Below are 20,055 nucleotides of genomic sequence, written 5' to 3' on the forward strand. Positions count from 1 at the left end.
CAAGCCCTCGATCAAGTAGACATGGACGAGGTCAGGACCTGGGGAATTACGTGACGCCGGGCCCGGGGAATTACGTGATCGTTCACAGTCGCCCGTCACCAACGTCCCCGAACAGCACAACTAGAGCGCGGCCGAGTTGCCGCGGATGAACCCTTCGGACTGGATCCAGGTCCCGCTGCGGCAAGGAGATACGGAGGCCGTACGTTCCGTCGTACCTCGGCCTCCACCCGCGTACCGGCTGACGTGTCATGGCCCGATGCGGCTCGAACTCGAACGCCGACTGAGGGCAGCCGTAGCCCGACGCGCGGAAGGCCAAGGCGCTGGAGCTGTACCTGCCGATGCGGCTGGCGGGCGATGTGATTCTCGGTGCGTCGATCATCGTTTCCGAAGCAGGGGTACCTGCCCCTGTCGCGTCGTGCGCCTCCGCCGGTGACCTGTCCAATCCGGCCGGCGTCGCGGTGCAGTTGATGGCGGACGGCGAAGCTGCAGACGCAGAGGTGAGCAGCGGTGAGGTGGACGGCGCACTCGCCGTGCGGAGGGAGCGCGTCATGGGCGCGGCCCCGGAGCAGGGAGCGGAGCTGGCCAGTCGGCGAGCGCACCCCGCCGGTCCACGAGCGTGTTGTCGAGGTCGAAGAAAACCAGGAGGCGCTGCACATCCCGGACACTAATGGGCGCAGGACAGCTCTGTGAGTCACCCCGCCTTTCATGCAGTGATCATGCCTCGCGCCGGGGCGATCCCGCAGCACGGCCGCGACTCGCCTCGGTTCGAGGTCTCCTGGCGAGGCCACATATGGACTGGCGCTCGCACTGGCCGGCGTCGCCCGTGCGGGATTTTTCAGTAGAGAGAGAAATAAATGAGTGCGCGGGGTGAGTCGACTGCCGATGGTCACGGGACACCCCCTCCCCCCTCCTGTTTGGGGGGTGGCGCACCCCGTAAAGGCATGCAAACGGCCCTAAACCCGTTTCGACGGGTCCCCATGGAAGGTGGCCGTAGCTCCTAGCCGCACGCATGGGACCCTACTGCTCAGACGTAGGTTGACGACGAAGCCGAACACCTCTCTCAGCGTCACCAGCGAGCCTATATCATATCGTCGCCGGGTCACGCGAGACACTCGTTTACCACATCAGGCGAGATTCACCTAATTCCGCACATTTAAACCTGAATATGAATCCACTTTGCCGATTTCCGAGATTTCATGAATCAGCAAAATCTCAACTTACTAAACGAGTGTCTGACTTATCGAGTCTCAATACCTGCCATGGAGGCTGGCACCACGAGTGGGCTGGCAGCGCCTATCTCGATTCGAGCACCACCAGGGGCCAGACCTACTGCACACCACAGGGAGCTGCAGTGGGCAGGATGGTGGAGCGAGATGGGGGTCATGTGCGCCACTCACTCTGTCCTGGCCTTGGTCGCCTCCGTATCGGGCAGTGATCTCTTCTATGTTGAGGAGTGGGAGAAGCGGGAGATGGGAGAACTCCAACGATGGCGTACTGCGCAATTCCGAGATATTGAAGTTCTCGATCAAGCGCTGAACTGGAGAAATAGAAATCGACCTTCTACTCGCGCATCGCGCGAGATGCCCCCGGTGGGAGTTCTCCCACCTCTCCCCCATAGACTCGGACCTGGTCGGTCTTGATCCACCCCGCGTTTACCGCGTGATCGAGAGCTTCGCCGAGAAGGCCCCGTTCGCGGTTGTCGAACCTCCGGGGCAACCCGTCGCGACCGCTAAGCGGCAGGCCGCCTGCGCCGGCCTGTGCGGCGTGCTTCCTGACCCGCTTCGCCAGTCGCTCGACCTTCGCGACGTGCTTCGCGTGGTCGGTACGCACCTCTCGGTCGATGTGTCGCTGGACGCCTGCTTCCACGCGCCCGCGTTCGTCGGCTCTGGCCTGCTCCACCAGGGCGTCCCGCAGGTTGCACGACACGTCGAGGAGTTCTCCGGACAGCTCCCACGTCCGCTCTGACACCACGTTTGGCCCCGGCTTTACGTCCCCCAGCAGGATCGTCAGCAGGGCGGCGACCTTCAGCCGTAGCAGAGTGCGATGCCCATCTAGTGGGTTCTGGTCGGGAAGGGCTTCGGTGTGCGCCAGGTGTCTCTGCGTTCGCACCTCGTACACCACGTCCGGGAAGAAGGTGATGCTGGCCGGCACACCGATCGCAGCTTGCACGTTGGCGACCAGCCGCTCGGTAAGGCCCTGGCACGACGGGGTCGGTGCGGGAGGCTCCGCCGTTCCGAAGGCCACCTCTTGCCGAGCCGGCGGCGGCATGGACGGATCGGCCGCTGACAGGTACAGAAGCCGCTGCGGGGTGCCTTGGGCCGCCTCGGCCAGCAGCGGGCGGAGTGTCTCCGGCTGGAAGGACAGAGCCAGGCCCAGGGCGTAATTACGTACGTCCCGCTGCCGCTCCTTGGTGGCGTTCATCTGCCCCAGCGGCGCTCCCGTGAAGGTGGACCGCAGTGTGGCGCCCAGGGTCGAGCCAGACCGTTCGCCCAGCTTCGCGATCAGCTCTCCCTCGTCGGCCTCCAGGAAAGCGCTATGCCGCACTTGGGAGCGTTCGGTGATGGGTTTGCCCGCCTTGGTTGTCTTGCCAGTCTCGACCTCGCCCATGTACGCCTCGGCGATGCCCTCGCCTGAGCCCGCATTACCTAGTCGGACGTGCGGGAACTCTCTGCTTGGCAACAGGCGGCGGCCCAGCGCGGAGGACTGCGACTTGGAGATGCCCGGCTGGCCGACGTTTGCGACGATGAGGTTGAGACTGGTGCGGTCGTCCACGCCGGTGTCGACGTAAAGGTGGCGGGGGTCGAGGAAGCCCGCCGTCCGTGCCAGCAGCACACCCAGCACCGAGTCGGGGCACACCATGCGGGCGCGCGCGGTTCGGCGGATCTCCGCCAGCACCTCGTGCGCAGCCCAGAATCTGTCGGAGAGGTTGCGGGGCCGCACGGGCACGACCGGGTCTGCCCCCAGGTGGCTGAAGTCGGGCTCAGTGCTCACGCCGCACCTCGCCGGGTGATCAGGCTCATTCCGCTTCGGACCCAGCGCTCGACATCACGGGGTGTCCAAGGGCGCCCGTCCGTCGACCAACCCTCCGCGATCTCCCATAGCCACTGTGCGACGTCCGATGGCGAATATCCGTTCTCCAGCAGGGTCGTCGCTGCGCCCATCCCTTTGTTGTCCTGTCGGCCAGGTGGGATGTCCTGAAGAGTCGCCAGGAAATTCACGGGCTTGGCCCGCCCTCCGGCGGGCGGGTGGGGCTGTAGGAACGGCGGTGCCACGTTGGTCTTCGAGGGGAGTTGGACCGGGGCCCGCATCGGCTTGTCGTCGTGCGCGAGGATCAACTGCAGCCATCCCGGCACCCGCATCGGCGGCTTGGGCGCAAGCACCGTGTAGCCAGGCGTGGGCGGCGCGACGACGAACCCGCCGCAGTCACCCTGACTCGCTTTGACGTCAATGCCGGGCAACAGGTAGTCGCGGCCAGGGATGCCTTCCACGTCGCGGAACCACAAGTGGAGGCCGCCACTGCGGGTCCTGATCAGCGTGGTGCGGTCGTACAGGCAGGCGGGCGCCGCTTCGGGGTCACCACTCGCCGCGGTCAGCTCCGCCCACGACTCGCGGCCGTTGACCGGCGGGTGCTTGACGTCCAGGTCGACGACCAGCAGCCCTGAGGGCTTGCAGGCGACGGCGACGCCGGCATCTGGCCACTGGCGCCCCCAACGCGCGATTGTGCCCGCGTCGGTGGTGGCCTGGGAACCCCACCTCACAAGCGGCCTCTTGTCACCGCCGATGGGAAACACGTAGAGGCCGGCAGCGGCGAGGATCGGGGCCCCTACGGCAAGGGGCCGGTCCGTGACGCAGTCGACAGCGAGCAGGATCTGGTGAAGGTTGGCATTCATGACCCCACCACCTCCGCCGGTCCGATACGGCGGATCCGAAACTGCTGCCAGAGAGCTGCGACGTCAGTTATGACGGCGGTGATGTCCGCTTGCGGGTTCAGCCGCTTGTACCGCCTCAGCAGCCTCGCCCACTGGTCGGCCTCGATGAGGCGGTGGCACACGTCGCACGCGGCCCACAGCCCATCGAATTTGATGGCCACGGGCGAACCAGCTATGGAACGCGTAAATGACTCGGCTGTGTACTTCCAGGTCGGACGTGGGTCGCCGCAGAAGTCGCAACGGTTTACCCTGTTTGTGATCGATGCCGTGGCCCGGTCGTTGATCTTTTCGGAGCCGCTTCCCTTGCCCGGGGTCGCGGCTCCAGCGCTGTTATGCGGCATCCCGGCCACCCCCCAAGGCGCGACCGGCGACCTTGGCGGCGCGGACCCTTGAACTGGCGAGAGCGAGCCGCTTGAAGTACGCCTTGCGAGCATGCTCAGCGCGGCGCGCGCGCTCCTCCGGGGCCAATACCCGTTCGGGGTCGACCTGGCGCTCGAAGCGGTCGAGGAACGCCTCGCGGGCTGGTGCAGTGTGAGCAGCGGGGTCGTCACACTTGGCCCACATAGCGTGGGCTGCAATCTGAGCGCGGAGATGACGCTGCTCTGGTGTCATGGCAAACACGAACTAGCCTCCGTGGGCTGAGTCCGGGTTGCCGACACCGGTTCGCGGCTTAGCCGCTGGCTATGAAAGTGAGCGTTACGCTACCACGCTGCCCGAGCACGTCTACAGTGCGCACCCGCCCGTGCCCATGGACGGGACAGAGGGCAACCAGTCGATCGGGCACCTCCAGATGCGAGTAGGACGGGTGCTCAAGTACGACGCCTCCACGCCATCCCCTCCAACGGCCGGGACGATTTAGTCTCGCCAACCGCTTCGCCTCCACCCGCCAGCGCACCGTCCCCTTCGCGGTACGCTCGACCACTCCCAGCCGCCCAGGATCACGCCTCTTCTCCGACTTGCACTGACCACACCACACGTTCAGCAGCCGTATCGCGTTCATAGATCCCCCAGGTTGAGCGCGCGCGCTTCCTCCGCAGCCCGGCGCTCAGACGACGCCTTCGTATAGCGGTCGAGCATGTCGCGGCGTGACCATCCGGCCACAGCCATGAGCCCGCCCTCTGAGCCTCCGGCTGCGAGCCACCGGTGCGCTGCGGTGTGCCTGAGCACATGAGGGTGGAATCCATCGATACCGGCCATCTGCGCCCGGCCGCGTAGTGCGGAGTACAGCGCGTCGTACGTGAAGTTCTTTCCACGCTCCCCAAGCCATAGCGCGGGGGTCCCGGCAAGCCTGTGGGTACGTCGGATTCTCAGGTAACGGTCAACGGCACGGGCGGTCTGCGGCCCGAATGGCACTGTCCGGCCCTTGCCGCCCTTACCCCGCTGCACCACGGCCATACCTGCCTTGACATCCGCGTCCGTCACGCTCATGCCGATGACCTCTCCGGCACGGACACCCGTCTCGATCATGAGCCGCACGATCGCCTCGTCACGGCGGTCCCGCAGCTCACCCCCCTTGCACACCTTGATCAGCGCTCGGCATTGGCCCTCATCCAGCTCGCGTACAACCTTTGCGTCGAGCTTGGGCGGCTTTAGGTTCACCAGCTGATCGGCGGGGATCTCTCCTTCGTCGGCCAGCCATGCGCTGAAGCGACGGAGTGCGAGCTGCCGGGAGCGGGCCGTGGACGGCTCAGCTCCTGCGTCGATCAACGCGGCCACGAAGGCGTTGACTGTTGGCCGATCGAGCACCGGCTCGGCACCGGTCCGATCACCCCAGGTCAGGAAGGCTCGAACCCCGTCGCCGTAGGTCTTCCGTGTCTGTGGACTCTTCCTCTCGGCAGCCAGGTGGAGGAGCCTAGAGTCGAGGAGTGAGGCTATGTCCGGATTTGCGCTCATGTCACGAGCATATGCCAGAGACGCCCGATCAATATCTGGAGTACGAGCGCTGCGCCAGAGACACAAAGCGCCCCCGATCTGCAAAGTAGCAGGTCAGGGGCGCCAAGTGGGATTTGACTTAGTCGAGGTAGTCGCGCAGCACCTGGGACCGCGACGGATGGCGCAGCTTCGACATGGTCTTGGACTCGATCTGGCGGATGCGCTCGCGCGTGACGCCGTACACCTTGCCGATCTCGTCGAGAGTCTTCGGCTGACCGTCGGTGAGCCCGAAGCGCATGGAGACCACGCCCGCCTCGCGCTCGGACAGGGTGTCCAGGACGGAGTGCAGCTGCTCCTGCAGGAGTGTGAAGCTGACCGCGTCGGCCGGCACGACCGCCTCGGAGTCCTCGATGAGGTCACCGAACTCGCTGTCGCCGTCCTCGCCCAGCGGGGTGTGCAGCGAGATGGGCTCACGGCCGTACTTCTGGACCTCGATGACCTTTTCCGGGGTCATGTCGAGTTCCTTGGCCAGCTCCTCCGGGGTGGGCTCGCGGCCCAGGTCCTGGAGCATCTGACGCTGCACGCGCGCGAGCTTGTTGATGACCTCGACCATGTGCACCGGGATACGGATGGTGCGGGCCTGGTCGGCCATCGCGCGGGTGATCGCCTGACGGATCCACCAGGTGGCGTACGTGGAGAACTTGTAACCCTTGGTGTAGTCGAACTTCTCCACCGCGCGGATCAGACCGAGGTTGCCCTCCTGGATGAGGTCCAGGAAGAGCATGCCGCGGCCGGTGTAGCGCTTGGCCAGGGAGACCACCAGACGGAGGTTGGCCTCCAGGAGGTGGTTCTTGGCGCGGCGGCCGTCCTCGGCGATGATCTCCAGCTCACGCTTGAGCTTCGGCGCGAGCTTGTCGGCGTTGGCCAGCTTGTCCTCGGCGAACAGACCCGCCTCGATGCGCTTGGCGAGCTCGACCTCCTGCTCGGCGTTGAGCAGGGGAACCTTGCCGATCTGCTTGAGGTAGTCCTTGACCGGGTCGGCGGTGGCACCGGCGGCGGCGACCTGCTGGGCAGGCGCGTCGTCCTCGTCATCGTCGGAGAGCACGAAGCCTGCGCTCTCGGTACCCTCGGGCTCCTCGCCGGGCTTGGCGGGGGTTTCCTCGAGCACCTCCTCCTCGATGAGTTCGACGTCGTCCTTCTTCGCGCTGGTCTTCTTGGCCGCCGTCTTCTTGGCGGCGGTCGTCTTCTTGGCAGCCGTCTTCTTGGCGGTTGCCTTCTTGGCAGCCGTCTTCTTGGCGGCTGCCTCCTCCTCGACGGCGGTGTCGGTGGCGGGCGCCGCCGGGGTGGCGGTGGCGGTGGCCTTCCGGCCGGTCACCGTCTTCGCCGCGACCGTCTTGGTGGCGGTGCGCTTGGCAGGACTCTTCGCTGCGACGCTCTTACGGGTGCGCTTGGGCTCTGCGGCACTGACCATCAGCGTCACACCCTCTTCCTCAAGAATCTGGTTGAGGCTGCGCAGTACGTTCTTCCACTGAGTGGCCGGAATCTGGTCAGCTTCGAAGGCCCGACGCACGTCATCGCCGGCGATCTGCCCCTCAGCCTTTCCCCGCTCAATGAGCGCCATGACAGAGACGGACTCGGCGATCTCCGGCGGGAGCGTACGGGATGTGCTGGCCGACACGAACAACCTCTCGGAACGTTGGAAAACGGCTTCCGGCCCCATCCACGACGGACAGGAGCCGACCGCCGGCTTGGGGATGGGCCGACGGCGCGGGCGGGGGCCGGGAAGATGCACAGCGCCATCAACGGCGTCCGTATTCCCTCCGCGGCTGTCACCTCTTAGGTCATCGCGTTGTTCCCTCGAGCGTTACGCCCAATCCGCGTGGCCCGAGTCACACCCCGTAAGCGCTCAAAAACGGTCAGATATGGGCAGAAGATGTCGCCTGCGGCTGAGATCGGGGCGCCCGAACGGCTCCGCCGCCCGTCGCGCCGTCGGACCCGGCGGGTCCTGGTGGGGAACCCCGCGGGGTCCGACGGGGGACGGCCCGCCGGCCGAGCCGTGCCACAGGAGGGGGGTGGTCCGGTCGGCCGCGGCGTCTGGAACGCCGTCAGTGCTCGCGCGGGGCGGGCACTACGCGCTCTACCTCGGGGTGGACCGTGAGCAGTTGCCGCATGGCCGCCTCGGCGACCGCCCCGTCGCCGGTGGCGAGGGCGTCGACGATCCTGCCGTGGTGCGCCAGGGACGTCTCGTTCGGCCGGTCACAGCCCGTGACCGGGCCGCCGGAGACCTGGAAGGCAGCGGACACGATCCCGGAGAGGTGCTCCAGCATGCGGTTGCCCGCGATCTGGATGAGCAGCGTATGGAACTCGGCGTCGGCCCGGGAGAAGGTGAGCGCGTCACCCTGGTTCATGGCGTGGCCCATGATCCCGACCATGTCCGTCAGGCGCTGCTGGACCTCCTCGCGCCCGTGCCCGGCGGCGAGGCGCGCGGCGAGCGGCTCGATGGTCCAGCGCAGCTCGCTGAGCTCGCGCCGCTGGTCGTCGCGCTGCGGCCCGAAGGCCCGCCACTCGATGATGTCGGGGTCGAGGAGGTTCCAGTCACTGACGGGACGCACACGCGTGCCGACGTTCGGCCGGGCGCTCACCAGGCCCTTGGCCTCCAGGACGCGGAGCGACTCACGGACGACGGTGCGGGAGACCTCGAAGCGCTGGCCGATCTCCTCGGGCACCAGCGGACGGTCGGCGCCCAGGTCACCGGAAACGATCATCTGACCCAGCTGCTGGACGAGTTGCCCGTGCAGCCCGCGCCCGCGGCTGCCCGCGGCACGCCGGCCGACACGGCCCAGCTCCGGATCCGCGCCCTCCCAGGCGGGAGCCCCGACACGGTCCGGGGCGGACGCCTCGGTGTAGGGGTAGCGGTCGAGTTCGCCCGGGCTCGTGAGGCCGGAGTCGGCGGAGCGGGCGGCGGTCATCATGGTGTGCGCAAGGGTACTCACGCATCCTTTGTCGGCGTCGGCTCCAACTCCCTTGAGGTCTTTGGTGAAAAGCACACGAAAGGGTGATCGCTCACCCCGTCGCAATTGACGCCTTATCGGAAAGAAATGGGCGTTCTCCGGGGAGTTGTGCACACGGCCCGAGCGGACGGATGCGGAGGGTAGTCACCGGACCCTGCTTCGCAGGGTCGTGAGCAGGTACGCGCAGACCAGCGTGGTCAGCGACAACGCGAGCGCGCTGCCCACGGGTTGGGCGATCACTCGCAGGACCGGCTCCAGGTAGCGCTCTCCCCCGAAGGGCCACTGCAGCAGGAACACCTCGCGCATCCTCCCGGAAACCCCGGCCGCGGTCCGCACGGACGGTCCCTCGAGGATCTTGTGTACGAGGGGTACGACGAGGACGGGTACGGCGACCACCGCCGCGAGCCCGGCGGCGGCGGAACGGAAGATCCCCGCGGCCAGCACTCCGGCCCAGGCGCACCCGATCACGAGCCCGATCCAACTCGCGCTCAGCGGAAGCCAGTCGGCGGGAACCTGCGCGAGCTCCCGACCGTAGAGGAGGTAGAGCACTTCGGCGTCGCAGCCCACCGTGAGGACGGCCAGCAGCAGCGCGGTGGCCGCGGAGACGAGGAGCTTGGCCACGAGCAGCCCCAGCCGGCGGGGCACGGTGCCGCGGTCCGCCGCCAGCGCGGGGTGGCGGAACTCGTCACCGAAGGCGAGCGCGCCGAGCAGCCCCGCGCCGAGCGCCGCGGGCGGCAGGGGCAGCTCCTGCGGCCACGCGGCGAGCAGGCGAGGCTGCGGGGTGTGACCGAAGCGGGCGAGCAGTACGGCGGTGAGGGCGGACACGACGAGCACGGCGGCCCCGGTGAGGAACCCGACGCTGATTCCGGCGGCGCGGCGGATCTCGTAGCGCAGGGGGCGCAGGGGGCTGGGGGCGGAACGGACGGAGATGGGAGGTGGGAGAGCGGGGAGGGCATCGAGTGTGCGGGGCGCGGCGGGGGTGCGGTCGGTGACGTGCGTGGCGGGTACGGCTTCCGGTTCTGCGGCCGGGGCGTGCGGTTCGCCGGGGGCCTCACCGCTCGGGTGCGCGGGCGGCAGGTCCTGGCCGTCGGTGGAGCGGGAGCGTTCCTCGGCAGGCGGCTGCAGTTCGTCGGTGGAGTAATGATGTTCATCAGTTGACGGGTGCTGCTCCCCGGCGGGGGAAAGGTGTTCATCAGCTGACGGGTGCTGCTCCCCGACGGGGGAAAGGTGTTCATCAGTTGACGGGTGCTGTTCGGTGGCGGCGCTCGTACGAGCCTGATGCTGCGCGGCGCCGTCCCGGTCCAGGGCGCCGGCGGGCGGCCGCGGCGGGTCGGCCGGGCGGTGTGCGTCCGCCTCGCGCCTGCGCCCGGAGCCGACGGCGTACGGCTCCCCCGTGGGCCCCGCTCCCGCGCCGGGCCCCATGTCACCGGTCTCGTCGGCGAGTCGATGGACGACGATGGCATGCCGGAACGCGGTCTCGCCGATGTCGGCGCAGGTGCTGCCGTACACGGACAGCCGGTTGCCGCCCTCGCGTACGACCTCGACGGAGCGCTGTGCCGAACGGGCCTCCTTGGCGAGGAGGGCCGCGAGGCGGGCTGCGTGCGGGCTGCGGACGGCGACCCGGGGGCGCAGCCGCGTGCGGGCGAACTCCGCGGCCTCCTGGTCGGCCACGAGCCGGCCCCGATCCAGGGTCACAACGCGGTCGGCGGTGCGTGCGGCCTCTTTGGGGTCGGCGGTGGTGAACAGGACCGTGCCGCCCTGGTCGGCGTGGGAGCGCAGCGCGCTGTGCAACCAGCGGCTCTCGCGAGCCGAGAGCCCGTCGGCGGGGTCGTCGAGCACGAGCGTGTGCGGGTCGGCGAGCAGGGCGCAGGCCAGGCCGAGGCGGCGGTCCATGCCGCGTGAGAGAGTGCCGAGCCGTTCGTCGCGCAGGCTCACGAGCCCCACCACTTCCAGGACTTCGTCGGCGCGCCGGACCGGAACTCCGGCTGCGGCACACAGCATGCGGAGGTGGCCGCGGACCGTGCGGGCCGGGTGCCCCGGCACATCGCCCAGCAGCACGCCGACTTCGCGCGAGGGTTGGGCGATGCGGTGCAGGGGGCGGCCTCTGAAGTAGGTGATGCCACGGCCCCGTTGCAGTTCCAGCATGAGTCTGAGCGCCGTGGTCTTGCCCGCGCCCGCTGCCCCGAGCAGTGCGGTGACACGACCCGCACGCGCGTCGAAGGAGATGTCGTCGACAACGGGCGGGAGTTCTTTTCGCTGGTTGCTGGTCAGTCCGAAGGCCTCGATCACCTGAAGCAAGATAGCGTGCTATGTCCGTTTTTTCGGGCATCGCAAGGCCCGCTGCGGACAGGGCAGTCCACCCCGCCGGACCGGTGTTCGCCGTTCGGCACGCGCCTGGCGCCGGTGTCACACCTCGGGGCGCAGCATCGGAGGGTTGAGCAGTGTGGCGCCGCCGGCGCGGAACAGCTGGGCCGGGCGGCCGCCCTGGCGTGTTGTCGTGCCGCCGGTGGGGACGAGGAAGCCCGGGGTGCCCGTCACCTTGCGGTGGAAGTTGCGCGGGTCGAGGGCGACTCCCCACACCGCCTCGTAGACTCGGCGCAGCTCGCCGACGGTGAACTCGGGCGGGCAGAAGGCAGTGGCCAAGGACGAGTACTCGATCTTGGAGCGGGCACGCTCCACGCCGTCCGCCAGGATCTGGGCGTGGTCGAAGGCAAGCGGCGCCACCGCCTCGCCGTCGCGGCCGTACCCGCCCTGCTGCAGCAACTCCTCGACTGGCGCCCAGCGCGCGTTGCTGGCGTCACCGCCCGCCCGGGGCGCCGGCAGGTCGGGGGCGAGGGCAAGGTGGGCGACACTGACCACACGCATCCGCGGGTCGCGCTTGGGGTCGCCGTACGTCGCGAGCTGCTCCAGGTGGGCGCCGTTGTCCTGGGCGGGGACGGCCGGGTCGTGGACGCGCAGTCCCGTCTCCTCGGCCAGCTCGCGGGCTGCGGCCTGCGCCAGATCCTCGTCGGCCCGTACGAAGCCGCCGGGCAGGGCCCAGCGCCCCTGGAACGGCGGCTCGCCCCTGCGTACCGCGAGCGCGCACAGGGCATGGCGTCGCACGGTCAGCACGACCAGGTCCACGGTGACGGCAAAGGGCGGAAAGGCTGACGGGTCGTAGGGCATGCGGCGATCATAGTCGTCTGCCTGACGATAAACACTCCCTTCGCCGACCGCATCGACGGCTGATCCACTTCGCTCCGATATGCGTCCCACCATGTGTTTCAGGTGGTCACGCGTGCCGCGTGGTGCCCGGTCACGCCCCCAGTTGCAGTCCGTCGGCCGCCTCCTCGACCATGGCGATGCCGAGCCGGCTGACGCGTGCGGAGAACGGGGCGCCCGCGACCCGCAGCCCCGTCAGGCCGATCTCGCCCAGGGGTGCGCTGCGCACGGGGCGGAGCGTGACCGTCCCGGCCGGGGCGTCGGGACGGATGCCCGCGAGCGTGGTCAGCAGCAGCGCTCCGGCGGCCGCCGCGGTGGCCGCGGGCCGGCAGGCCGCCGGGTGCGGGAGGGGAGCGCTCCCCTCGGTGCGCCGCTCGCCGGCGTACATCTCGGGCAGCCGGTGGCCGAAGGCCTCGGAGGCCGCGAGCGTGCCCTGCAGCAGTGAACCGGCCTCCTTCTCGTAGCCCGCGGCGGCGAGTCCGGCGACCGCGATCGCCGTCTCGTGCACGCGCACGGCACCGGCGCGGTGGCCGAACGGATTGTGTCCCGGCTCCTTCGCGCCCAGTCCGCGCAGACCCCAGCCCGAGTCCATGGCAGGTCCGCCGAGCAGCCGGGCGAGCTGTTCGGTCTGCACCTTGTCGAGCAGGCCGGGGGCCTGTGCGCCGCCGCCCAGCAGTCCGGTGTCGAGGAGATGCGCGGCAGCCCCGCCCAGGTGCGGCACGAGCCGGCCGTCGGGGGCGCGTCCCGCCGCCGGCCGGCCGCCGCTCAGGTCTTCGGCCCAGAATTCCTGCCGGAACGCCGTCCGCAGCGCCTGCGCCCACTGCCGCAGCTCCGCGCCGCCCGGTCTGCCGCAGGCGTCGAGCAGGTCGGCGCCGAGAACGGCGGCGCGGTGGGCGTGGGCCTGTGTTTCGCAGCGGACCGGGCCGCCGGGGTACGGGTCGGGCAGGTACGTGCCGTCTCCCACGGTGGTCCGCAGCCAGGTCAGGCAGCGCTCCGCGGCGGGCAGGAGCTCTTCCGTGTCAGGTCCGGGAAGCCCCCAGCGGCGGGCCTCGGCGAGCAGCGCGGGGAAGAGCAGCGTGGCCTCGGTTCCCGTGCAACACGGGGGCAGGTGCGGGCCCGCGTCGCGTCGTGGCCCGGGGATCACGCCGGACTGCTGCCCCGGCCCAGGGAACTGGGTGCGGGCGAGGATGCGCAGGGTGCCCGCGGCCAGGCCGGTGCCGAGGGGCAGCGTCATGCGGGCCGCGGCGAGCGCCTCGGCGGGGGCCAGGCCGCAGCGCCAGGGCGCCCCGGCCGCGAGATGGGTGTCGGAAGGGTGGGCGGGGTCGCGCAGCAGCAGGGCCTGGAGGTCGGCGATGCTCGTCCGCAGGAGCGCCGGGCCTCTCGGGTCGTCGCCTGCCGCACGCGCGGCGGCGAGGGGGCTGGTGGCCGCGCGGCCGACGGCCCGGACGGGTCCCGCGCGGTCCGGCCGCACCTTCAGCTCGACGCTCGCGCTTCCGCCGGGAGGCAGATCGAACTCCCACCGGAGCAGTCCCGCGGAGGCCAGCGCGTCGGCGGGCGGCGGGTCGGCCGTGACCGACGCGTTTCCGGTGGGGCAGGACCAGCGCAGGCCCGAGTCGTGGACGCTGGCGGGCAGTTCGGGGCCGGCGTTGCCGGAGGCGATGGCCCCCAGGTCGGCCAGGTCCGTGCCGAGGGCCACCTCGACGGGCAGGCGCAGCGGGCGGGCGGCGGCACTGCGCAGGGTGATCCGCTCCGTGCCGTCGGCGTGGCGGTTGCGTTCGACGACCACGTCCGGGTCCGGGCCCGCGTGCGGGGAGGTGCGCAGCGTGGCCACGAAGCGGGCTCGGTCGGCCGCGGCCATCCGGGCCTGGACCGTGACCGGTTCCCGGCCCGAGACACGGACCTGGCAACGGGAGAGCAGGCGCCGGCCCGCTCGGTAGATGCCCTCCAGTCCCCGGCCGGTCATCTGCCCCTGTTCCGTGGAGATGGCGAGACCCGGGAGTGCGACGCAGATCAGGGCGGTGTGCGCGGGCGGCAGGTCGGCGGACCGTCGGGGCGCCGGGAACGGGGTGCCCCTGGCAGGCCAGGACGAGGCGGGGGCCGAACGCCCCTTTGGGGCCGTTGGAGGCGGCGGAGCCCCCACCGTTGGTCGCGGCGGAGCCCCGCTCTCGCCCACGGACGACGAAGCACACCGGTGCTGCGCCGTCGGGGAACCGGGGTGGCGGTCCTGGCCCGTCGACCGGGCAGGTTGCCGGGCCCGGTCTGGCTGCGACGGCAGGTTGTCGTCCCGCCGGGCGGAACGCCGGGAGTCTCCCGGGATCCCGGGGGCGTGACGGTCGATGCTGTCCGCGTCCCAGGGCCGGGGGCGGCCGACGCCTGGTCCGAGGGGCGGCGGGGGGCCGCCCACGACGAAGCGGTCGTCGTCGGCAGCGGAGGGCCGAGTCGGCTGGTGCATGGGGGGCTTCCTCTGCGCTCGGTGCGCCTCGGGCGAGTACGGTGCCGGGCGTCGGGCTCCGGCGGGACATGGGCAATACGGCGTCACGGCCCGTCCAGGCGTTCCGCCACTCAGGTGAACGGCACGGGCCTACCCGGGGTCACGCCCACGGCCGAGTGACCGGACGGATCGGGGCGCGGCGGACGGTTGCTGGCCCCATCCGCCGTCCGCCCTGTGGGGTGGGACGGCACGGTTGCCCACCGCTCCTTCTTCCGGCTTGGGGCGGTTGCTCACCCTTCCCTCGTACGGCCTGCCGGGCGGGACGGCACGGCTGCTCACCCCTCCCCCTTCCGGCTTGCGGGGTGCGCGCTCTCCGGGCGGGTGTCCCGACGGCGCCCGGCTCCCTTCCCGGGCGTACGCGGGCGTGTGCTGCGCGTCCGTCCGCCGCCGGGCCGCGTGTCGTCCGCCGGCCTGCGCGGCGGCGAGGTCCGGATGCTCGGCTCGCGGGTCTCGGCCCGCTCCTCGCAAGGGGCGCCTTCGCAAGGGGTGCCTTCCGAAGAGGCACCTTCGCCACGTACCCGGCGCCGGCGGCGCGCCGGCTCCCGCGGTGCGGGGTCGGCCACCTCGTGCTCGGCCGGGTCCGCAGCGGCCGTCCCGGCGTCGGGATCGTCCGTGGCGGAGGCCGAAGCGGTGCCGGGTCGCCCGCGGCCCTTGCGTTCGGCGCGCAGGCAGCGGCGGACCGACTCCGGGTCGAGGCCCTCGTTGCAGGCCTGGTGCAGGAGGCGGGCGAAAAGGTAGTCGGGATCCGCGCCCAGGGCCATGGCGAGCGCCTCCCGGGCCTCCAGTTCGTCTCCGGTGGACCAGGCGACCCAGCCGGCGAGGGTGAGGGGTGCCGCCGCGTGTTCGCGGTACGGCCCGACGCACCGGCGGGCCAGGGCCCGCCACAGGCGCAGCGCGGGATCCGCTTCGTCGTCCTCCATCCACTCGGCCGCACGGTCGCGGGTGGTGCGGTCCTGCAGGCCGAGGATCAGCGTCGCGGCCTCGTCGTGTCCGATGAGTTCGTCGTCACGCAGGTCCGACATGAGCGCGCCGGACACTGGCGGAGCCTCGGCGAGGCGGCCCATGATCCGCTCGGCCAGTTCCAGGGTCTCCTCGGCCACCTCGGCACGATCCGTGCCGTCGAGGATCCTGGGGACCGTCTCCATGCTGGCGGTGTCCAGGGCGACTTCCTGTTCGAGGGCGGCGGTGTTCTCCCACGGAAGCAGCCTGGCCCGCAGCTCGCGCAGCGTGCCGCGCACCTGGATGCCCGCGTAGGTGGCGGCGGCGGCCAGGACGGAGGTACCGGGCAGGCCCATCGGGATTCCCTCGGCCGGGCAGCACACCTCGTTGTCACAGCAGTAGGACCAGAAACGGCCGTCCGAGATGCACAGGGCCTCGACCACCGGCACGTCGAGGGAGCCGCACTGGAGGCGCAGTTCCTGCGCCAGCGGGCGCAGCCGCTCCATGACCTTCCGGCCCGGCTCGCCCTCGGCCGGCTCCTGGCAGAGGTACACGACCATCTGCTCGGGCCGGGCACCTCGGCGCTCGCTGCCGGTCACCAGTCCGTGTGCCAACTGCCGGGCGGCCGAGGGCCAGTCGTCCCGGTTCGCGGGAATGCCGAGTCGGGCCCGGCCGCCGAACCTGCCGCGTCCGTCCCTGTCGTGCAGGGCGGCCAGGACGATGCTGTCCTCGGGGCGGTACCCGAGCAGATACGGCAGCGCGTCGGCCAGTTCGGCCGGGGTGCGCAGGGTGACCTGGTGCTCACCCTGGTCGTCGTACGCGGTGTCGCCGAGGTGCGTCTCGGGCTCCGGGAGCTCGCCGCGGGACGTGTGTCCGTCCCCGGACGCGCGGGCGTCCCGTGCGATGCCGTTGCCGTCGTCGAAGGATCCAGTCGTTTCGCCGTGATTCGTCATGCGCAGACGATCTCGCGGATTGCGAGGTTTCGTTTTGACCTGTGGATAAGTCCGATCAGGGACACGTCATCCCGGTTACATCCGGCCGCATGGGCATGCACCGGCCCGCGCCGGTCATGGCCCGTTGCCGGCTGCCCACTCCTGTCTCACCGGGCCCTCCACCCAGCCTGGCTCCGTCCACACCACCGCCCGCCTGTCAGTCCCGTCCTGTTGTATGTACGCATGGAGCACACGAGCAACGCGGATCTCCGGAAGGCGGCCGACGCGGTCCTCTCCCGCCTCGTCGGGGACGACTCGGGCGCGGCCCGGCTGCGCGAGGACCAGTGGCGGGCGATCGAGGCGCTGGTCGCCGACAGACGCCGGGCCCTGGTCGTCCAGCGCACGGGCTGGGGCAAGTCCGCGGTGTACTTCGTGGCCACCTCCCTGCTGCGGGCGCGCGGCGCGGGACCGACCGTGATCGTCTCCCCGCTGCTAGCGCTGATGCGCAACCAGGTCGAGGCCGCGGCCCGGGCCGGGATCCACGCCCGGACCATCAACTCCTCCAACACCGAGGAGTGGGAGACGGTTCAGGGCGAGATCGCCGCGGGCGAGGTCGACGTGCTGCTGGTCAGCCCGGAGCGGCTCAACAACCCTGACTTCCGCGACCGGGTGCTGCCCGAACTCGCCGCAGAGACCGGTCTCCTCGTGGTGGACGAGGCCCACTGCATCTCCGACTGGGGCCACGACTTCCGCCCGGACTACCGGCGGCTGCGCACCATGCTCGGCGACCTCCCGCCCGGCGTGCCCGTGCTGGCGACCACCGCCACCGCCAACGCGCGCGTGACCGCAGACGTGGCGGAGCAGCTCGGCACCGGCGGCACGTCGGACGCGCTCGTGCTGCGCGGCCCGCTGGACCGGGAGAGCCTGAGCCTGGGCGTACTGCGCCTGCCGGACGCCGCCCACCGGATGGCCTGGCTCGCCGACCACCTCGGCGAACTGCCGGGCTCCGGCATCATCTACACACTCACGGTGGCCGCCGCCGAGGAGGTCACGGCCTTTCTGCGGCAGCGCGGGTACACGGTCGCGCCGTACAGCGGCAGGACGGAGAACGCCGACCGGAAGCAGGCGGAGGACGACCTGCTCGCCAACAATGTCAAGGCCCTGGTTGCAACCTCCGCGCTCGGCATGGGCTTCGACAAGCCCGACCTCGGTTTCGTGGTGCATCTCGGCTCGCCGTCCTCCCCCATCGCCTACTACCAGCAGGTCGGCCGCGCCGGCCGCGGTGTCGAGCACGCCGAGGTGCTGCTGCTCCCGGGGAAGGAGGACGAGGCGATCTGGCAGTACTTCGCGTCGCTGGCCTTCCCGTCGGAAGACCTGGTGCGCCGCACCCTCGACGTCCTCGCGTGCGCGGACAGGCCGTTGTCCCTGCCCGCCCTGGAGCCTCTGGTGGAGCTGCGCCGGTCCCGGCTGGAGACCATGCTCAAGGTCCTAGACGTGGACGGGGCGGTCCAGCGGGTCAAGGGCGGCTGGATCGCCACCGGGCAGCCATGGACGTACGACGCGCAGCGCTACGACTGGGTGGCGCGTCAACGCGCCGCCGAACAGCACGCCATGCGCGAGTACGCGTCGACCACGGACTGCCGGATGGAGTTCCTGCAGCGCCAGCTGGACGACGAGGGCGCCAAGCCCTGCGGCCGCTGTGACAACTGCGCGGGCACCCGCTTCACCGCGGACACCTCCGAGGACGCGCTCGACGCCGCGCGGGTCGATCTGGGCCGGGCCGGCGTCGAGGTGGAGCCGCGCCGCATGTGGCCGACCGGGCTTCCGGCGATCGGCGTGGATCTCAAGGGACGCATTCCGGCGGGTGAACAGGCTGCCGTGGGACGCGCGTTGGGGCGGCTGTCGGACATCGGCTGGGGCAACCGGCTGCGGCCGATGCTGGCGTCCCACGCGCCCGACGGGCCCGTGCCGGACGACGTGGCCAGGGCCGTGGTGGGTGTGCTGGCCGACTGGGCGAAGGGCCCGGGCGGCTGGGCTCCCGGGGCAGCGGACGCCCGGCCGCGTCCCGTCGGCGTGGTCACCGTCGCCTCGCGGACCCGGCCGCAGCTGATCCACTCCCTGGGATCGCGCATCGCGGAGATCGGCCGGCTGCCCCTGCTGGGGTCCGTGGCGCACTCCGGCGACGGAGCCCCGGTCTCCCGGAGCAACAGCGCGCAGCGCCTCAAGGCACTCGACGGAGCGCTCACCGTTCCGCCCGCCCTCGCCTCCGCGCTCACCGAGGCCCACGGCCCGGTCCTGCTCGTGGACGACTACACCGAGACCGGCTGGACCCTCGCGGTCGCGGCGCGCATGCTCCGGCGCGCGGGCGCGCAGGGAGTATTGCCGCTGGTCCTGGCCGTACAGGGGTGATCACGCGCCAGGCACCGAACACGGTTCCACGCGCGCGTGCGGCCCGGGCGGGGTACCCTCGCCCGGGCCGGTGGGTGCGCACCTCTGGACGAGACGCATGACCGTGGCGTACGCACGTGTCGGCGTCGAACGCCCCATGCGTGGCCCGGCGCCACACCGGCGGGGATATAAGCCTCAGATCACCGGATTACGGTCACCTGCCTCAATTGCTCGTTGCCGCATCCAAGTTCGACAGGAAGAATTGAGGTCCGCTCCCCGCACGGCTCGTCCGTGATCCGGTAGGGCTTCGCTGCGGTGCGCGCTCCCCCGAATCCGACCCCGCCCGCCTTGTGGGCGCGTAGCCGAAGGGAGGACCGTGACCTTCGGATTCGCTCCGTCCTCGGCGGCATCGCTGTCGACGTCCACCGCATCCGCCCATCGCGTGCTCGAACCCGCGGAGTGGGCCGCCGCCGGGATCCCGCTGCTGCGCAATCCCCGGGAGGTCGTCAGCGGGCTGCACGTACGCCACCACCCCAGGCCGGGCACCGCCGTGGTGGCCGTGCTCGATCAGAACGAACGGCTGCGTGCGAGCGCCTCGTTCGCCCGCAGGGCCGCCTCGGCCGACGGCTGGATGTTCCGCAACGTAGTGCTCGCCCAGCTGCGCCGGGTCATCCCGCACGATCTGCGGCGCCGTACCCCGGTGCGCACAGCCGTACTGCTGTACTGCCGTGACGGCGACGCACGCTGGACGGAGGAGGACGGCGCGTGGATGTGGGGTCTGCGGGACGCCTGCACCTTGCACGGGCTGCGCTGCGGGGCGTACATCACGCTGACCCGTGACGGCTGGCAGGTGCTCGGCGAGGGCCGCGGCGGCCGTCGCCCCAACGCGGACTCGTCCCCGGAGCCGTTCGCCACGGCCGAGTCTCCGCCCCCGCTGCCGCGCACCGGCGGTGCCGCGTCAGAGGTCCTGCGCCGCGCCGCGGCACGCTGATCCCGGCAGAGCGTTCCCGCCCGCCGTTCCCAGCCTGCCGACAGCACCTCGCCATGCCCCGTACGACGGCACCGTACCGCCCGCGCCGCACACGACAAGTCCGTACGACAACCAGGCCCGCACTCCCGCACCACGGCGCAGCGCGCGCCGGCCAGGCGCGCAAGTCCGCGCACACGTCGGCGCGCACGGCACCCAGCGGGCTCAAGGACCAGGCGAAGGCACGCACACGTCGACCGCTCCGGTCCTGCCGCGCACGTCGAAGCCCCTCCGTGCGGATGCCGTCGAGCGGCGTCCGCCGTCA

General features: G+C 70.8%; 12 protein-coding genes. 2 read left to right on the forward strand and 10 right to left on the reverse strand.

Annotated features, from left to right (window positions below; all coding sequences use genetic code 11):
• Positions 1–1,560 precede the first annotated feature (1,560 nt).
• The 10 genes from H8R17_RS27825 to H8R17_RS27870 form a co-directional block, all read right to left on the reverse strand.
• Positions 1,561–2,940, reverse strand: a complete 1,380-nt coding sequence (locus H8R17_RS27825; protein ID WP_187825969.1) for a DUF3987 domain-containing protein — start codon at positions 2,938–2,940, stop codon at positions 1,561–1,563.
• Positions 2,941–2,987: 47 nt separating this feature from the next.
• Entirely contained in the window at positions 2,988–3,890 is a 903-nt protein-coding gene (locus H8R17_RS27830) for a bifunctional DNA primase/polymerase (RefSeq protein ID WP_187825970.1), read from the reverse strand.
• Positions 3,887–4,090 carry a hypothetical protein gene (locus tag H8R17_RS27835; RefSeq protein ID WP_187825971.1) on the reverse strand — a complete coding sequence of 68 codons (204 nt, stop codon included), beginning with the start codon at positions 4,088–4,090 and terminating at the stop codon, positions 3,887–3,889. Before H8R17_RS27835 ends, H8R17_RS27830 begins: the two co-directional genes overlap by 4 nt.
• A gap of 835 nt (positions 4,091–4,925) precedes the next feature.
• Positions 4,926–5,822, reverse strand: a complete 897-nt coding sequence (locus H8R17_RS27840; protein ID WP_187825972.1) for a tyrosine-type recombinase/integrase — start codon at positions 5,820–5,822, stop codon at positions 4,926–4,928.
• Between the two features lie 118 nt (positions 5,823–5,940).
• A complete protein-coding gene (locus H8R17_RS27845) occupies positions 5,941–7,479 on the reverse strand; it encodes an RNA polymerase sigma factor (protein ID WP_316959548.1) in 1,539 nt (512 codons plus the stop codon).
• Positions 7,480–7,906: 427 nt separating this feature from the next.
• Entirely contained in the window at positions 7,907–8,794 is an 888-nt protein-coding gene (locus tag H8R17_RS27850) for a FadR/GntR family transcriptional regulator (protein ID WP_187825974.1), read from the reverse strand.
• Between the two features lie 162 nt (positions 8,795–8,956).
• Positions 8,957–11,101 (reverse strand): ATP-binding cassette domain-containing protein, encoded by a 2,145-nt coding sequence (locus H8R17_RS27855; protein WP_187825975.1) that lies wholly within the window; start codon positions 11,099–11,101, stop codon positions 8,957–8,959.
• 117 nt (positions 11,102–11,218) lie between these two features.
• Positions 11,219–11,977, reverse strand: coding sequence for an NUDIX domain-containing protein (locus H8R17_RS27860; protein ID WP_187825976.1), 759 nt, complete (start codon positions 11,975–11,977; stop codon positions 11,219–11,221).
• Between the two features lie 130 nt (positions 11,978–12,107).
• On the reverse strand, positions 12,108–13,976 hold the full coding sequence (locus tag H8R17_RS27865) for a glycogen debranching N-terminal domain-containing protein (protein WP_399477371.1): 1,869 nt from the start codon (positions 13,974–13,976) through the stop codon (positions 12,108–12,110).
• Between the two features lie 803 nt (positions 13,977–14,779).
• Positions 14,780–16,396 carry a DUF4192 domain-containing protein gene (locus tag H8R17_RS27870; RefSeq protein ID WP_187825977.1) on the reverse strand — a complete coding sequence of 539 codons (1,617 nt, stop codon included), beginning with the start codon at positions 16,394–16,396 and terminating at the stop codon, positions 14,780–14,782.
• Positions 16,397–16,618: 222 nt separating this feature from the next.
• Here H8R17_RS27870 and H8R17_RS27875 point away from each other — a divergent pair, with 222 nt between their 5' ends.
• Both H8R17_RS27875 and H8R17_RS27880 read left to right on the forward strand, forming a co-directional pair.
• Complete coding sequence (locus tag H8R17_RS27875; protein WP_187825978.1) at positions 16,619–18,784, forward strand: RecQ family ATP-dependent DNA helicase; 2,166 nt, start codon at positions 16,619–16,621, stop codon at positions 18,782–18,784.
• A gap of 355 nt (positions 18,785–19,139) precedes the next feature.
• Positions 19,140–19,754: a hypothetical protein gene (locus H8R17_RS27880; RefSeq protein ID WP_187825979.1), complete on the forward strand. Its 615-nt coding sequence runs from the start codon at positions 19,140–19,142 to the stop codon at positions 19,752–19,754.
• Positions 19,755–20,055 lie beyond the last annotated feature (301 nt).

Source organism: Streptomyces sp. TRM68367, from assembly GCF_014495685.1.
Classification (GTDB): Bacteria; Actinomycetota; Actinomycetes; order Streptomycetales; family Streptomycetaceae; genus Streptomyces.

Excerpts from the sequence above, each read along its gene's own strand:
- H8R17_RS27830 (WP_187825970.1), bottom strand. The coding sequence starts at position 3,890 with ATGAATGCCAACCTTCACCAGATCCTGCTCGCTGTCGACTGCGTCACG.
- H8R17_RS27840 (WP_187825972.1), bottom strand. The coding sequence starts at position 5,822 with ATGAGCGCAAATCCGGACATAGCCTCACTCCTCGACTCTAGGCTCCTC.
- H8R17_RS27860 (WP_187825976.1), bottom strand. The coding sequence starts at position 11,977 with ATGCCCTACGACCCGTCAGCCTTTCCGCCCTTTGCCGTCACCGTGGAC.
- H8R17_RS27865 (WP_399477371.1), bottom strand. The coding sequence starts at position 13,976 with ATGACCGGCCGGGGACTGGAGGGCATCTACCGAGCGGGCCGGCGCCTG.
- H8R17_RS27870 (WP_187825977.1), bottom strand. The coding sequence starts at position 16,396 with ATGACGAATCACGGCGAAACGACTGGATCCTTCGACGACGGCAACGGC.
- H8R17_RS27875 (WP_187825978.1), top strand. The coding sequence starts at position 16,619 with ATGGAGCACACGAGCAACGCGGATCTCCGGAAGGCGGCCGACGCGGTC.